General features: G+C 46.2%; 10 protein-coding genes. 3 read left to right on the plus strand and 7 right to left on the minus strand.

Annotated features, from left to right (window positions below):
• Positions 1-37: 37 nt before the first annotated feature.
• The 3 genes from NAF29_RS17140 to NAF29_RS17150 all read left to right on the plus strand — a co-directional run bounded on the left by NAF29_RS17140 (position 38) and on the right by NAF29_RS17150 (position 5,085).
• Positions 38-1,756: a bifunctional protein-serine/threonine kinase/phosphatase gene (locus NAF29_RS17140; protein WP_251262856.1), complete on the plus strand. Its 1,719-nt coding sequence runs from the start codon at positions 38-40 to the stop codon at positions 1,754-1,756.
• Between the two features lie 146 nt (positions 1,757-1,902).
• On the plus strand, positions 1,903-2,448 hold the full coding sequence (locus NAF29_RS17145; RefSeq protein WP_251262857.1) for a YaeQ family protein: 546 nt from the start codon (positions 1,903-1,905) through the stop codon (positions 2,446-2,448).
• A 168-nt stretch (positions 2,449-2,616) separates the two neighbouring features.
• Positions 2,617-5,085, plus strand: a complete 2,469-nt coding sequence (locus NAF29_RS17150; protein ID WP_251262858.1) for a S9 family peptidase — start codon at positions 2,617-2,619, stop codon at positions 5,083-5,085.
• Between the two features lie 63 nt (positions 5,086-5,148).
• On the opposite strand, the gene NAF29_RS17155 is transcribed toward NAF29_RS17150, so the two are convergent.
• The 7 genes from NAF29_RS17155 to NAF29_RS17185 form a co-directional block, all read right to left on the minus strand.
• A complete protein-coding gene (locus tag NAF29_RS17155; RefSeq protein WP_251262859.1) occupies positions 5,149-5,835 on the minus strand; it encodes a PEP-CTERM sorting domain-containing protein in 687 nt (228 codons plus the stop codon).
• A gap of 50 nt (positions 5,836-5,885) precedes the next feature.
• Positions 5,886-8,336 (minus strand): Ig-like domain-containing protein, encoded by a 2,451-nt coding sequence (locus NAF29_RS17160; protein WP_251262860.1) that lies wholly within the window; start codon positions 8,334-8,336, stop codon positions 5,886-5,888.
• Positions 8,337-8,625: 289 nt separating this feature from the next.
• Complete coding sequence (locus NAF29_RS17165; protein ID WP_251262861.1) at positions 8,626-10,155, minus strand: FG-GAP repeat domain-containing protein; 1,530 nt, start codon at positions 10,153-10,155, stop codon at positions 8,626-8,628.
• A gap of 103 nt (positions 10,156-10,258) precedes the next feature.
• Positions 10,259-11,119 carry a protein kinase family protein gene (locus tag NAF29_RS17170; RefSeq protein WP_251262862.1) on the minus strand — a complete coding sequence of 287 codons (861 nt, stop codon included), beginning with the start codon at positions 11,117-11,119 and terminating at the stop codon, positions 10,259-10,261.
• A complete protein-coding gene (pnuC, locus tag NAF29_RS17175) occupies positions 11,106-11,738 on the minus strand; it encodes a nicotinamide riboside transporter PnuC (RefSeq protein ID WP_251262863.1) in 633 nt (210 codons plus the stop codon). Before pnuC ends, NAF29_RS17170 begins: the two co-directional genes overlap by 14 nt.
• Before the next feature lie 4 nt (positions 11,739-11,742).
• Entirely contained in the window at positions 11,743-12,030 is a 288-nt protein-coding gene (locus NAF29_RS17180) for a YkoF family thiamine/hydroxymethylpyrimidine-binding protein (RefSeq protein WP_251262864.1), read from the minus strand.
• Positions 12,031-12,139: 109 nt separating this feature from the next.
• Positions 12,140-14,332 carry a TonB-dependent receptor gene (locus NAF29_RS17185; RefSeq protein WP_251262865.1) on the minus strand — a complete coding sequence of 731 codons (2,193 nt, stop codon included), beginning with the start codon at positions 14,330-14,332 and terminating at the stop codon, positions 12,140-12,142.
• Positions 14,333-14,370 lie beyond the last annotated feature (38 nt).

Genomic DNA, 14,370 nt, shown 5'->3' on the forward strand with positions numbered 1-14,370 from the left:
CGGTCCGCTTTTTAGTTGAGAAACAGTTGAGAGACTTATGAAACAACTGAGCATGACCGTCGGTGGTTTTTCCACCGCAGGCGTTAAAGCCATCAACCAAGACGCATTTGCAGCCAAGGTTCCTGCACAACATATTTCGTCGCGTAAAGGCATTGTCGCGGCGGTAGCTGATGGTGTCAGCGTCAGCGATCAGTCTCAAGTTGCGTCTCAAACTGCCGTCACTCAATTCATTCAAGACTATTTGAATACCAAAGCATCGTGGAGTGTTGGAAAATCAGCAGCAGCCGTATTGTCTCCGCTCAATCAATGGTTCTTTAGCCACAACCAGCGCCATGAACGCAGCCAAGCCTATGTCACCACATTCACCTCATTTATTGCCAAAGGCAGAAACGGTTGGTTTTTTCACGCAGGCGACAGCCGTCTTTATCGCATTCGAGCAGGCAAAGCTCAATGCCTCACGCGTGATCACATACAACCGTTTGGTGGCCATGAGGCGCTTTCAAGAGCGTTAGGTATTGATTCGCACTTAGAACTCGATACGCAGCAATTCAGCCTTGAAGAGGGCGATTTCTACTTGCTCGTTACTGACGGGTTTTACCGCTATTTAGACACGCAAGATTACCTATCTGAGCTGCTATTAGAACAAGGCAATAACCTTGAAGAATTTGCTCAAACACTCTGTGAACGTGCTCAAAAAAATGGCTCTGATGACAATATTAGCTGTTTAATATTGCGCGTGGACGAAGTCCCCGAAGCCGGTATGACCGAAGCCCGCCAAGCTGCACAAGAGGGTGTCATCCCGCCGGTGATGAAGCCGGGGCAAAAGATTGACGGCCTTACGGTAAAACATATTTTATTCTCAGGCACTCGCAGCCATGTGTACGTGGTTGAAAATAAGGATGAAGAGCAATTTGTACTAAAAGCCCCTTCGGCTCATTTTGCAGGGGACATGAGTTACTTAGAAGGCTTCGTCAAAGAAGAATGGATTGGCAAGATGTTGAACTACCCCAACATCATGCGAATTTTCGATCGTCCGCAAAAAAGTCCATTTATTTATCATCTTTGCGAATACTTGCCGGGGCAGAATTTACGCCAATGGATGGTCGATAACCCTAAACCAAGCCTGAATCAAGTGCGCGATATTATTCGTGAAACCACCAAAGCGGTTCGGGCTTTTCAGCGCAACGATATGTTGCACCGCGATCTCAAGCCAGAAAATATCATCATCAACACCAACGGCCACGTTAAAATCATCGACTTTGGCACTGTGCAAGCATCGGGTCTTGAAGAGCATGAGGGCCATGAAAAACATGCGGCCCCGCAAGGCTCTGCCGACTATATTGCGCCAGAATACTTGCTCAATCAGAGCGCCACATTTAAATCTGACATGTTCTCATTGGCCGTGGTCATGTACGAAATGTTGGCTGGTGCTTTGCCATTTAAAACGGGCGCGAGCCGCTATCAAATCCCCAATGATATTGGTGCATGGAACTACCGCCCCTTGCGTCAATTGCGTCCCGACTTGCCAAAATGGATTGACCTGTCGCTCGAACGTGCTTGCTCTCCTGTGGCTGACATACGTCCGGATTCTTATTCAGAATTCCTACAAGATTTAAATCACCCCAATCCCGAATTGCTCGACCAGCATGAGGCCGCGCCATTGATGAAGCGCGACCCTGTTTTGTTCTGGAAATCACTCAGCGGCATATTGGCCGTCATATGCATGGGTTTGCTGCTGAAGGATTTTTGGCATTGATGCAGCGCCATAAAGTGAAGGTTGCAGGGAAATAAGCCAAACAAGGAGCGCTACAAACCTAAGCGCAAACCAATCTGTATAAATGACTTGTTCGCTCTGCCGAACATTCAGGTATAGTAGCGCCTTCTTTATGAAAGGAGCCTGATATGACGCTTAAATCGACGATTTACAAAGCCAGTTTACAAATAGCAGACATGGACCGCCACCACTATCAGGATCACTCGTTTACGCTTGCTCAACACCCAAGCGAGACCTTGCGCCGAATGATGGTGCGCGTGCTCGCTTACGCCATTTATGCTCACGACGATTTAAGCTTTACTAAGGGCTTGTGCGCGGATGATGAACCAGAACTTTGGCACGTTCAACCCGACAACACCATCGACATATGGATCGAGCTAGGAACGCCCGATACCAAGCGCATAAAAAAAGCCTGTAGCCGAGCGCGACAAGCAATATTGCTCTGTTACGGAGACAATGCCGTGTCGGTTTGGTGGAAACAAAATGAGCGTTTATTTTCAGCTTTTGACAACCTCACAGTGATTCAAATCAGTGATGAAGATTGCGATGCATTGGAGCAACTTGTACAACGTACCATGCATTTGTCGGTCAATCGTCAAGACAACCAATTTATGATTTCAAATGAAGACACAACGGTTGATGTAACCCCTTCAGCATTGCAGGGCAAATTCTAAAGCGCAAAGCTGATTCAGGGATGAATCAGCAACTGTTCATTTCCCCTTCCATAACTCAACCACGATCTTTTGATCCTGCCCCCTGCGGATTTATCGCGTGTTGTATAATATCTGAAAAATTATTCCCACTCCGACCTCCGTCAGTCGCGAAGTCACATAGGTTTTCGTATGCCAAATCGTTCCATTTCAGCTCTGTTGATCGGTGCTGCATTTGTATTATCCGGTTGTGCCCAGCACGTGAGTGCGCCTCAGCAATCGTCTAACTCACTTCCACTCCCTGTGGTTGAAAGTCATCGTCCAGCTACATCGCAGCAGTTAACACTTGAGCAAATCATGGCAAATCCCAAGTGGATTGGATTTGCGCCAAACGCATCGCACTGGCGTTTGGATGGGCAAGCGGTTTACTACGATCAAAAGGTCAACGGGCAAACCTATCCCCAGCGTGTTGAAGTGACGCTCGATGGTCAGCAGCGCATTATTCCAATTGCGGAACGTCATTTAACCGACCATGAAAATGGCGTTATCAACCCTCAGAATACACTGAAGGCCTATGTACACCGTGGTAATTTATTTGTGGCATCGTTGCCCAGCGGCAGCGTTACGCAACTCACCCAAAACAGTGAACATGTTAAAAAACCAAGATTTTTAACCGATGGACGTATTGCTTACCGACAAGGCAATCAATATTTTGCTATCGACCCTGTAAAAGGCTTATCACATCAACTTGTTGACTTTAGATTTGAGAAAACACCACAGGCGCCAGCCTCACCACAAGGTTACTTAGAGCAGGAGCAAGCCGAACTCATTCAATGGATCGCCAGCAATCAAACCAAAGCCATTCGCGCATACAAAGCCGATGAAAACTGGAAACGCAGCGATCCATCAGCCACCAAAGCACCGGTATATTTGGGAGAAGATCACGAGTTGGTCGACTCGGCACTGTCACCGTCGGGGCGCTGGCTGGTGGTCGCATACCAAAACAAACAAATACCAAAGTCAGACGACAATATTATGCCCAACTACATCACAGCCAACGGAACCATCGAAGCACGAGATGTTCGAGTTCGCGTAGCCGATGATGTACCCGCAGCATTGAAAATGCTGCTAATTGATACCCAGCAAGGCAGCCAGCATATTGTTGATTTAGATGCTTTGCCGGGCATGAAAGATGACGTCTTTAAGTCAGTCCGAGACGCCAATAAAAAAGCATACGGCAAGCAGTACCAAGCCCCAGAAGCTCAACCGCGCTCGTTGCAGCTAATGGCCAATTGGGGCGATGGTTCGCCATCTCTACAGTGGCACCCTACGCGCGATCAACTGGCCATCATGGTTGAAGCCAACGACAATAAAGACCGCTGGATCGCAACGGTTGATACACAGGCGAACATTCGCTCTCAACACCGATTGCATGACGATGCGTGGGTCAATTATAGCTTTAACAATTTTGGTTGGGTTGGTGACTCGATTTATTACCTGTCAGAGCAGTCGGGCTATAGCGCTCTGTATTTAAAAACACCCAATGGTGCAGAGACAACGTTAGTGTCGGGTGCCTTTGAAGTGCAGTTTCCAAAAGTCTCGTCAAACCAAGAACATATCTATTTTAAAGCAAATAAGAAATCACCCGGCATTTATGAAATATATCGAGTGGCAATAGAAAGTGGTCGCATTGAGGCCATGACAGATCTCAACGGCATGACCGATTTCATCCTCAGTCCAGCGGACGACTCATTAGCATTAACTCATTCAAAAATGGACCAACCGCCAGAGCTATTCTTCAGTCAACTCGCCCCGACTCAAGAGCCTCAACAATTGACTCACATCACGTCAGACACGTTCAAAAGTATGGAGTGGCAAGTGCCTGAGACGATTGCGATCGAGACCCCTCACAGCACTTTGCCTGTGTATGCAAAGGTGTTCTACCCAACTGATTACGATGCAACCCGCGCTGAACAATACCCTGCAGTAATGTTTGTTCATGGGGCGGGTTACTTACAAAACGTGCATGCCGGATGGTCAGGCTATTTCCGCGAATATATGTTTCACAATTTTCTCACCGAGCATGGCTATGTGGTGATGGATATTGACTACCGAGCTTCTGCTGGGTACGGCCGAGATTGGCGCACCGCCATCTACCGCAACATGGGATACCCTGAAGTGGAAGACATGGCTGCCGGCGTACAATGGATGGCCACCAATGCCAATGTAGCCCAAGATAAAGTGGGGGTATATGGCGGCTCTTACGGTGGTTTCTTAACCTTTATGGCTTTGTTTAACGAGCCTGATTTATTTGCTGCGGGAGCGGCGCTTCGCCCCGTGACAGACTGGGCACATTACAATGCTCCCTACACCTCGAATATACTGAACACCCCAGACTTAGACCCACAAGCCTACCGAGTCAGCTCGCCTATTTATCATGCGGAAGGACTGAGTAAGCCTTTGCTGATTAATGCTCCAATGCTGGACGACAATGTGTTTTTTCAAGACGTTGTTCGCCTTGTTCAACGTTTAATCGAGCTTGAAAAAGATAATTTTGAAACCGCCATATTCCCGGTTGAGCCTCACGGGTTTAAAGAGCCGTCGAGCTGGCTAGACGAATACAAACGTATATTTAAACTGTTCGAGCAACACTTAAAATAACGGTTAAAAAGAAAAAAAGGCCTTCGATATTGAAGGCCTTTTCATTTCAAACAGACACATGATCTAATCGTGAATACGACGCTTCGTCACTGCTAGTAGTGCCAATAGTCCCAACATGAATACCACCAACACATTGGGCTCTGGAACATCTACACTCACCACATCACCTTCAATACTAAAGGCAAGGCTACCGCCGTTATAACGCCATGAGTTGCCTTGGTCCAACGACACTAACGAGCTACTCGTCGGGTTAGAGCTAGTTGCCCATCCCCACTCAATATCAAGGCTCGGAGTCGTATTCGATACCGCCAACCAATAATCTTTGCCGCCTTCGAGCACCGTTGAGTTAACACTGAATTCGTAGCGGTAAATATCGTAAAACCAACCAATATCTGCAGCAGTAGCGGCAAGCGTTCGAGTAACCGAAGTGGCAATATTCGAGCTGACGACCGCATCCCCGTTGTCACCCGATAACACTGAAACATTAAAATTGTCGACGCTAGTATTCCCAGCAATCCCCGGAATAAAATGGCTCCAATCGGCGTACGCACCAAATACTGAAACTGTAGTCATCTCAATGGTTTCGGCCACATTAAATTGGCCGGCAAGTTGTTGAGGCACAATCGCAACATTATCACTTGTCCCGATATCAAATAGGTTTGGCGCAACATCAGCCGAATCATACAACACAGAGGCCTGCGCAATCCCCGACAGCACACATGCGACTGCCACTATAGATGTTTTAATCATGCTCATATTCAACCTTTCATCACTGATTAAAGATACGTGTCAATCACGGCTTAATTGCATTGGTTAATAACCGTAGGAGTATTTGAAATCTTGACCGCCTTGCCATCGAGCATGGGCCGCACCATGTAGACATAGCTGGCATTATCCTCTCGATTGGAGGTGTCATGGAAATAACCCACTCCTGGGGTTACATCACCAATATTTTTATAAGTACTATCCGCCGTGAGGCGCCGACGCACTCGATATTTATCAGCACCAGCCACATCACTCCATGTCAATTCAGCATCATCACAACCGAGCTGAACAACAGCCAGATCATTAATATTAATCACTTCAACTGGCGCACTTGGCGTGTTAATCACGATGGACAAGCTCTGCTGCGCACCATCATCATCCGTTGCAACCGCCACCACAGTCTCACCACCACTGGCAAGCGACTGGAGCTGAGCCATGTAAGGGCGCGCATAATCAACACCAATGCTTTGACCATTGATTAAAAATTCCACTTGGGTGATGTAACCGTCTACATCCAATCCATCGACCACAATGGGTACCCTAGCTCCTGTTTCAAACTCTGTGCCTACCTGTGGATAAGTGAGAGTCAATGAAGGCTTTAAGTTTTGGTCGGGTACCGAGCAATCGAGAGGTTCGCCATCCGACGATTGACCCGCCTCAAAGTGAACAGTGACGTTATAATCGCGTTGAACATTCTTCAGCAGCACTAGTTGCTTAGCCCCCACACTTTGACCATCGATCTGAACATCGGCAATGCGATACCCCGCATCAGGCACAATATTGATATAACGGTCCATTCCTTCTGGTGTGGGTAGATTGCCCGCTGGGCTTAAAATCCCACCCGCATTCGCTGATGAGAAAACAGTGTAGATGTTGCCTTCTGTTGTGAAGTTAATGTTGTATGTCGTGTTCGGGTCGATATCAAAGTAATCACTGGCGTTGGCATTGGTAACAACTGTGTCGCCAGCGATAATGTTGATAAAGTCAAAGTCATGAATGGTGGCTTTCGCGCCATCTTTTTCAAAACCTTTCAGCTGATTTTTAACCAGTTCGCGACCTGAATTTTGGAATGGCAGCTCCATTAAAATGTTTTTAAAAGTGAAGTCTTTGAGTTCACCCCAACTGCCATTTACGGGCTGATTTTTAGCGGCGTCAGACTGCTGCTCAAATTCAATACTAATGTTGGCGATCATGCCTGCACCAAACTCGGCGTAAACATTTTCGAGCGTGTTTTGCTCTAAGAAAATTCCTTGATTCAATACCGAGCCAATCATGCCGGTATTGCGTTTTTCGTCAGCAGGAATATCCCATTCAGAGTGAATAAAGCGAATGTTGTCGTATTCAGTAAACCCAGTGCCGAGGTTGTTCCAGCCCAACATGCCAAAAGCGCCGTTGCGCATCGGCCAAATCACACTGTCTTTGAATACATGTGGATCACGAGCGTAGTCCAAGTCATCGCTGGTTTTGATAAATACCTTCTCAACTAATGATCCACCACCGGGGCGAACACCGTCATGGTTGGATGCCCAGCCAATAATCTTAATATTGCGGATGGTTGAATTGAGTCCAGATGGCATGGTGTGATGCGTTGGGTTTTCAATAATAAACCCTTCAAATTCGGAGTCATTACTGCCGGTAAAGTCTAGATATGCTGTTTTACCTTTGCTGGTGTTGGGATCTTGGAAATAGTGCCAATAGAAGTCACCGCCACTGATCACACCGCGCCCTGTCACTCGAATGTTATTATATCGATTGGCATCAATAGACCCTCGAACATAAGCCCCGGGGGCGAAGTAGATTTGCTGGCCGTTGCGTTGCAAGAATAATCGCGCATCGGTGCCCACTGCATTATCAATGCGACCAAATTTTTGGCGTAAATCATGATCGCCAGCAGGAAAATAGATCACATCGGCATTTTCAATTTGCTGGCGTGTTCCTATCGAAAAATCAACCACACCTGCTTGATTTAAGTCAGGCACATTGGATTCAGGAGCATCAGCAAAAATCACTAAACCATGCTTGACGTTGACGGCATTGAGGTTGCCCGCATCTTTGTTGTCAGCACTGATAAAATTCACGCTGATATAAGCCGGGTCAAGATTATCAGGTAGGGTGAATCGCACCGTTCGACCATCAAAATACTCTGGTAAGATGCCATATGACAACGGCGAAATTTCAACTCGCTGAGCTTCCGAACCATATAATTTGGTGGCTTCAACCAACACTTCACCAGTGACTGAAAATGGGGTGTAGGACAAGCTTCGATCTTCAATCAAGCCCGTTACACCGTCACCATCAGGCCCTTGTTCAAGCTGTGGTTCTGAATACAAAGTACGTGGCTGATATTGCTCACAATCTTGATAGATATTCACTTCATAACGCGCTGATTCTGGCGCTGTTTCAGGCCAAGGGTAAGTCACAACCTCTGCTCCAGCACTTGCTAAAAATAGCAACGAACAGAGTCCACTCCACATCGTTATTTTCATTCCATTTCCTCACTGCACTTTTTGTTGTAATAGAAGTGCTACAACGAGCTCTGTTCGGGCCAGCACCGCTTAAAAAGCTATAAAATTTTTTGCGCAGAATGGATTCAATATAGATTGATGTACAGGTGCTAATTAACACATTCAGGAAACAGCCGAAAACACGAGTATATCCAGCATTTAAGCACCATACGATTGAACTTTATGGCATCACAAAGGAGGAGATTTAGAAACATTTCATCAACTCACAGCAGCATCCATGCACCGTGAACTAATGAGATAAAAAAAGAGGTTAGCGAGCGATTAAAATCGTAAATGTACTACGCAATTCAGCGTTATCTTGACGGCCAAATTTCATCATGATGTCGTCTTTATTATCACCATTGAGGTCATCAATGGTAAGCATATTCCCGCTATTGGGCAGCTGAAGTTCCTGCGATACCCCACGAGAGTTGAACATCCGAGTGCCAGTCATACCGTTAAATACTTTTAACGACTCATCGTCGGATAGCACCAAGTCTTTGATGCCATCGCCATTAATGTCAGCGGCTTCAACCACTGGCGCACCGCTCTGGCCAGATGTTAGGCTAAAACTCAGTTCAACTTGTTCACTGAAGTTCGGTTTTTCAGCGAATTTATTATTCGCATCCAGCTGAAATAAATGAATATCTTGGTCGATACTACCTGAGAGTAAAGCGCCTACAATTTGCGACACGCCAATATCAAAGCCTGACACCATTACTTCTGAACGGCCATCATCATTGAGATCGAGAACCTTGAATCCTGCGAGCGTACCTTCGGATTGAATGACGGTATGAGGTGTGTTTGAAAAGCTCAGTCCATCCACTGTTTTTTGGCCTAAATAGATTTCGTAGTCATTCACCCGATCAAGCACTCCAGAGCTTTGGGTGTAACGCACAATCAAATCTGGAAGCTGATCATTGTTGATGTCCTCAAGCGTTTCAACACTACGGAATACGAGTTGACTTTGGTCGAGGTTTTCACCAAACGCATCTCGCTTATCCCACCAATTTAAACCACTAATGGATGGTTCCACAGCAATGGTTGATGGGTTTTCTGTAAACAAGCCTTGTTCTGCCTGTGCAAAAAATTGAAGCTCACCTTCCCCAATCGTAACTAAATCGGTGGCACCATCGAGATTCATATCAGCCACATAAATCGTAGGTTTCGAATAAGTTGCACCGCCCTCAAACAACAAAACATTGGGTTTAATCGGCAATTCCTGCCGCAAAAAAGAGCCATCTTGCTGCCCCAATAACAGATTCGTTTTGGCAAAGTCAGTGATAAAGATGTCTACCCGCCCATCACCATTAACGTCTTGTACAAATTCACTTTTAGAAATGAAATCAACTGATGATTTAATCGCAATTGCGTTGACCGGTGACACCGCAATAAACGCACCAAACTGTTCTGATTGAGACGGTTCAAACCGATTGAGCTGCCCTTGTGTAAGCACATAGATTTGCTGCAATTGACCGTCAACGTATTCACCGATATCGAATGCATAGGCGTCATCCGGCAGTGCTATCTTGTCGTTAATTTTGTAACTCTGTTGGTCTTTTTTATAAATGGACATCCAGCGTTTATTATCACCATCAACGCCGAACACCAGCAATTCTTTGCCCGCATCCGGCAATACGTCAACCGCTAGAATCGAGTGCGTAATATCAAATGGGGTTTGCACAGAGAGGGAATTAAACAGCTTATCGTCAGCAGCTTGCACCGCCCCAACAGGCATCAGTGCAGTCACAACAGCGACAAGCGAGCACAGCCGAATCATGGTTCGCGAATTTATGTTCAAAATCATTCCCTTGAAAAATTATCTCGTTACCCACCAATGTAGCGGCTGTATGTTAAGAGTAAAGCGCCTACACATAGTTTGTAACATAACAGCGAGATGAGAATCATTTATCTTCTGTGAGCCGTGCGATGCGCGCTAATATCTCAGGGAAGTCTTGTTCTGCGTTGACATCACTGGCGATATACCACACATAACACATGGCAAGGTATAAAATTCGAGCGGCATGGAGTTGCAATTCGGAAACAGTTTCGTTGTACGTGACTTCCATCCACTGCTTAAGTTGATGCCATTGATGATCATCAAATAATCGGCTCTCATATAAACTCGCCATTTCCAGCGGCAAGGCACTCAAACAGCAGTATTCATAATCGATTAGATACAAATTCTGGGGCGTGTACAGTAAATTTTGTTCATGCCAATCGAGAAACACTGGCTGCCATTGCCATTGGCTTAGATTTAGAACAGACAGTGCGCGATCTGCTACAGAACACACATGGATAAACTTGGGATCATGAATCACCGAAGGGCGCAACTGCCGAGCTTTCAACACGTATTGTGTGTATCGCTCCGCCATCGACATTTTGCGCTCAATCGTCATCTGGCGTAATTGCGCCAATAACAACCTCCCCTGTTCAAACGACAAGGCCGAGCCTTCGGTGCAAACTTTCAACGGCCGATGTTCAATGAATTCACTGATAAAAAAATTGTCATCGGCTGAGCGATAAATCAACTGGGGCGCAAGGCCCAAGTTAGACGCCTGAGTTAATACATTGAGTTCATGTGAATGATCGAGCCAAGGTCGATCATGGGTTTGATAGATTCTCATTGCGTATACCGCACGAACCTCGCGGCCCTCATGAGCAACGACTTTGTAGTGACTATGGCTCAGCCCTTGATCAATGGAGCGGATCACCCAATCGCCCTGGAGTCCTGACTTTTTCAGGCATTGCTCAGGCGTGAGCATGTGATTCCTCGTGCATGGCTCGACGCCATACAAAATAGCTCACGGCGGCAAGCACAACATATCCTACAAATAACGCACTGGTAAGCATGAATGATTTATTCACGTATAAAACGATTGAAGCTAGGTCAATCACAACCCAGTACAGCCAAGTCTCTAGCACTTTGTAGGCCAACATAAATGTGCCAACAACGGCAAAACATGTGGTGGCCGCATCTAAATAGGGCATATCGGCATGAGTATATTTGCTCATCAAATAGCCCGCCAAAGCAGCGACACAAGCCGTTGCGATCATGACTTGAAAATGGCGTTTGATAGTCCAAGTATGGATCTGAGCTCCGTGTGATTCGCCAGATAAGTCATCCGGATCGCCATACCGCCATTGCCAATACCCATAAATAGCCATAACCATGTAAAACACATTGAGAGCCGATTCCATCAGCAAAGCAACATTCCAAAATAACACGGTATAAATCAAGGTACTGACAAATGCAGCAGGCCAGCACCACAAACTCCGCTTCATCGCCAGCAATAGATAAGCCATAGCGAGCACAACAGCCACCGCTTCCCACCCTGTCATAGCTGTGGCTTCAACACCAATACTTTGGAACCATTCATTCATTTATTCATGCATCCGATTGGGTCTGGCCAAAGGTGTCGTCAAAGTCTAACTCGCGTGCTCCACACAGAAATTTGCACACAAAGACCGCTTGCCCAAACTTTTCATGGGAAGCTTTCATCTCGTTCGACAACATTTTCATCACATCGTCATATGGGCCAACAATTTGGGTCGCAAGCGCATTGGTTTTACGCTGTATGGTGGGGTATGTAGCAACGCGTTCAATAAACCATGTAATAGGCGTAATGAAGTCGTCTTTGAGGGGATACATTGAGATATCAACGGTGAGCTGCATAAATTTCTCCAATGGTTCTGGGTCAATAATAAAGGGGCATAAAGCCCCTTTTTGAAACGATTCTCCGCACTTTCACAAGTGCGAATTTAACGTTGAATAGATAGGGCGATTAATCCAGATCCAGCGCAAACGTTACACCGATCTGGCGTGGGTCGCCATAACGAATATATTGTTTGTCTGTCCAACCTTGATCAGGTTCATTACCGAAGTAAAAACCACGAACACCATACTCTTCATCGGATAAGTTTTTACCCCACAGGTACACTGACCACAGTTCGGTTTCATACCCCACACGCGCATTAACGATGGTGTAAGTGTCGCTACGAGACTCATGGCTATCTGAATAATAAAAGGGAGTTTTACCACTGCCATTTAAGTTGGCAAACCAACCACTATTAAACAAATAGGTTGCACCTAAGCTGTAAGTTGAGTGCGGTGCATGGGCCAAATCACGATCCGTCAGATCAATGATGTCACCATCATCTTCGTACTGGTAGTCGTCGTATTGCGCGTCAAGCAAACCTAAGCTTCCGTATACCGTTAAATTTTCTGTTGCTTGCCAGTTCACATCCCACTCCAAACCATAGCTCCTTGAGCTGGTTGCGTTGGTGGTGAACAACCAAAAGTCGCCCGAACCTTGCTCTTGTATTGAGCTTTCAACCTGTTGATCTTGACGATCCATGTAGAACACCGCGAGGTTACTGATCAAAGAGTTATTCAGTAGCAAACTCTTGAGTCCTAGCTCGTAGTTGTACAAAGTTTCTTTATCAAACTCTTTGTTATCGCTAAGGCTTTCTGGCAATGACATGTTAAAGCCACCTGCTTTATAACCACGAGCCACTTTCACATAACCTTGATGTTCGGCCGTAAACTCTTTCGCCAGAGAGATGTGTCCACCCCACATGGTTTCAGAGGGGTCGAACGACTCTCCTGCGGAGTCCGTGTAATCTGATTCACGGTTTTCAATTCGAACTCCTACACTCAAACCATATCCGTAGCCTAAGTCGCTGTCGAGCTGACCAAATATTGCCAAATTGGTGGCATCGTATTCGGAGTTCAAGGTTTCACGCGATTCATCCTCGAGGCTATAACGTTGCTCAACGGTTAAGTCGTTAGACTCATCCAATTTCATACCATATACGCCCACCAACCAATCGGTTGTGTCGTTGAAAATACGTCCTTGCTCGGTAGAGGTGAAGCGAACTTCCTGAGACCAAGTTTCTCGATCGCCATCTTTGTCCCACCAATAGTCGTACACACATGGTTCAGAACCAATCACGTTCCAATCGTCATCATAGGATTCGCAGGCTTTGCTCGCCCAATATTCAGGGCTTGCCCAATCACCATCATAAGCGTGTCTATGATTACTTTTGGCGTAGCTGGTTAAACTCGTTACATCAAAAGATTGAGCTTGACTGAATGTCATTCTTACCGATGCTGCATTGGTTCTTTGTGTGTCTTCTCCGGGTCGATCTGTGAGCGTGTCATAGCCATTGTTGTCTAATGTCCAAACGTCGTAGCCATTGTCGAAATTGGCATGCAGGTAAGTCACATCAATGGTGGTATCTTCATTGGCCAATAAGCGTAACTTGCCACGTGCGGTGAATTCATCACGCTCATTGGTGTCGTCTTGGTTGCGGTATTTGTTGTCCACAAAACCGTCTTGTGAATGTTGCTGCAATGCCACGCGATATTGCAATTGATCGCTGATCGGGCCTGAGCTGTAGCCGCTGAATTCTTTGAGATTATCGTCGCCCGCGCTGAGTTGCACGCCATGCTCAAAGGTATCGGTTGGATCATTTGATTTTACGTAAATCAAACCTGCCAAAGCATTCGCGCCGTAACGAGTTCCTTGTGGGCCTCGTAACACTTCAACTTGCTCAATGTCGAACATGCTTGTAGTCATACCAATGCCCGACAAGTCGATGTCGTCATAGATAAAGCCAACAGAAGAGTTAGGCGCACCTTGATATTCAGCCTGCTCTCCGACACCGCGAATTTGAAAATAGCGTGGACGAGAGCTGCCGCCCGACCAATTTAAATTGGCAATGCTATTGAGCACATCTGAAAAGTGCTGTGCACCCTCATCTTCAAGCTGCACAGCGTCAATGACACTCACGCTGCCGGGCATTTCTTCTACTGATGATGCACGAAAGTCGGAGTGCACAACAATGCGTTCAATTTCTACATCATTCGTCGTATCAGACGCTGGGCTTATAATTTCCTGGGCATGAGTGCTGGTTACTGGCAATGCAAGTAACGCAGTCATGATCAAATTGTAACGTTTTGAAAAGTGTTTCATAGGAACTCAAAATATAATTTTTGAAATCCAGCATGTGC

The sequence above is a fragment of the Echinimonas agarilytica genome (assembly GCF_023703465.1).
Taxonomy (GTDB): domain Bacteria; phylum Pseudomonadota; class Gammaproteobacteria; order Enterobacterales; family Neiellaceae; genus Echinimonas; species Echinimonas agarilytica.

Excerpts from the sequence above, each read along its gene's own strand:
- NAF29_RS17140 (WP_251262856.1), top strand. The coding sequence starts at position 38 with ATGAAACAACTGAGCATGACCGTCGGTGGTTTTTCCACCGCAGGCGTT.
- NAF29_RS17145 (WP_251262857.1), top strand. The coding sequence starts at position 1,903 with ATGACGCTTAAATCGACGATTTACAAAGCCAGTTTACAAATAGCAGAC.
- NAF29_RS17150 (WP_251262858.1), top strand. The coding sequence starts at position 2,617 with ATGCCAAATCGTTCCATTTCAGCTCTGTTGATCGGTGCTGCATTTGTA.
- NAF29_RS17155 (WP_251262859.1), bottom strand. The coding sequence starts at position 5,835 with ATGATTAAAACATCTATAGTGGCAGTCGCATGTGTGCTGTCGGGGATT.
- NAF29_RS17160 (WP_251262860.1), bottom strand. The coding sequence starts at position 8,336 with ATGAAAATAACGATGTGGAGTGGACTCTGTTCGTTGCTATTTTTAGCA.
- NAF29_RS17170 (WP_251262862.1), bottom strand. The coding sequence starts at position 11,119 with ATGCTCACGCCTGAGCAATGCCTGAAAAAGTCAGGACTCCAGGGCGAT.
- pnuC (WP_251262863.1), bottom strand. The coding sequence starts at position 11,738 with ATGAATGAATGGTTCCAAAGTATTGGTGTTGAAGCCACAGCTATGACA.
- NAF29_RS17180 (WP_251262864.1), bottom strand. The coding sequence starts at position 12,030 with ATGCAGCTCACCGTTGATATCTCAATGTATCCCCTCAAAGACGACTTC.
- NAF29_RS17185 (WP_251262865.1), bottom strand. The coding sequence starts at position 14,332 with ATGAAACACTTTTCAAAACGTTACAATTTGATCATGACTGCGTTACTT.